This is a genomic window from Sphingomonas sp. Leaf25, assembly GCF_001421635.1.
In the GTDB taxonomy this organism is placed as follows: Bacteria; Pseudomonadota; Alphaproteobacteria; order Sphingomonadales; family Sphingomonadaceae; genus Sphingomonas.
In genome coordinates this window covers 77,731-79,344 of the sequence record NZ_LMKU01000030.1, presented here as the reverse complement: position 1 = coordinate 79,344, position 1,614 = coordinate 77,731, and the positions used below count along the sequence as shown (strand labels likewise).

1 protein-coding gene and 2 pseudogenes are annotated in these 1,614 nt (G+C 69.0%); all 3 read left to right on the top strand.

Annotation, left to right across the window (positions count from 1 at the left end; genetic code table 11):
- Positions 1 to 323: pseudogene (locus tag ASE78_RS19625) on the top strand (pectate lyase); the annotation flags it as partial.
- A pseudogene (locus ASE78_RS19620) lies at positions 221 to 1,024 on the top strand (ThuA domain-containing protein); the annotation flags it as partial. The pseudogenes ASE78_RS19625 and ASE78_RS19620, both read left to right, overlap by 103 nt.
- Positions 1,025 to 1,060: 36 nt before the next feature.
- Positions 1,061 to 1,417: a cupin domain-containing protein gene (locus ASE78_RS19615; RefSeq protein ID WP_235515099.1), complete on the top strand. Its 357-nt coding sequence runs from the start codon at positions 1,061 to 1,063 to the stop codon at positions 1,415 to 1,417.
- The last annotated feature ends 197 nt before the right edge of the window (positions 1,418 to 1,614 follow it).

The window sequence follows — 1,614 nt, the reverse complement described above, 5'->3', positions numbered from 1 at the left end:
CCCCGCCGGTCTGGCCGACCGGCCTGCCGGTGCTGCCGTCGCAAGAGGTCGAGACGCATGTGCTGGCGAATGCCGGCGCGCGGCCGTGGGACCGGGATGCCGACGACATCCGCGTGCTGTTCTTCGTCGCCGAGGGGCGCGGCAAGGTGATCGACGACGAGCGCGAAGTGAGCGAATATCCCCATCCGGTGCAGACCGGCGCGCCGTTCGTCGACGCCGAATGGGATTTGACCACGATGGAACCGAAATCGGGCCGCTATCCGGGACAGAAGGGGCCGGTCCAGGAATCGCTGTCGGCGCGCGACCGGGCGATGCGCCAATGATCGCGCGGCTGGTCGTCGCCGGCGCGCTGCTGTTTGGTGCGGTGCCGGCCGCCGCCGCCCCGCGCGTGCTGATCTTCCACCACGCGACCGGCTTCGTCCACGACTCGATCCCGCAGGGCGTCGCGGCGGTTGAGGCGATGGCACGCGCGCAGGGGCTGGAACCAGTGGCGAGCGACGATCCGGCGGTGTTCGATACGCCGCTCACCGATGTCGCTGCGGTCGTGCTGGTGTCGACCACCACCGATTCCAAACGACCCGAAAGCGAATGGTTCACCGGCACGCGGCGGACCGTGCTGCAACGCTATGTCGAGGACGGCGGTGGGGTGGTGGCGATCCATGCCGCCGCCGATTCGCATTATGGGTGGCCATGGTATGCCCGGCTGATCGGCGGTCGCTTCGCGCGACATCCGCAGGGCACGCCCGAGGCGGCGGTGTCTCGCACCGCGCACCGCCACGCCGCGACCGCGACGCTGCCCACGGCGTTCCGCATCGCCGACGAATGGTATTGGTTCAACGACCTGTCGCCCGACCTCGATCATCTGCTGACGGTCGACCCACAGTCGATCGGTTCGAGCGAGGTGAACCCCAAACCGCTCGCGTGGGCGCACCGCGTCGGCAAGGGGCGGGTATTCTATACCGGCCTTGGCCATCGCCGCGAAAGCTGGAGCGACGCGCGCGTGCTGGCGCATGTCGCGGGTGGCCTCGGCTGGGCGACGGGCCGCGCGAAGGCGCCGGCGATGGTGGTGATCGACGACGAGGGCACGCGCGTGCGCCAGCCGGTGCCGCACGGTAACATCGGCATGAGCACCGCATGGCGCATCACCGACAAGGTGCCCGGCCGCACGATGGAGTTCCGCCGCCGCACGCTCGACCGGGGCGCGGCGATCGGCCTGCACCCCATCGCGCATGACGAGGTGTATCATGTCGTTTCGGGCGAGGGCGACGTGACCAGCGACGGCGTGACCCGGCGGGTGGGCGCGGGGACGACGGTGTATCTCTACGACGGCGCGGTCGTGGGCATCGCGCAGCGCGGCACCAAGCCGCTGGCGCTGATCGTCAGTTATCCGCTGGCGGCGGAACAGGGGCGCGATTGAGCGCCGGTCGGCAGTTTGGCGGTTTTCCGGGGGAAACGGCGCGGAACGAACGCTACCTGCCCAGTATTTCCGCCCGTTCGTCCTCTGTCAAAAGGGCGATCTCCGCCAAGAGATGCTGTCCCTTGGCATGAGCAACAGCGGATAGCGCGCCGACGACAACAAGATCGTCGGTCGTTTTTCCAAGATCGCGCAAGGCC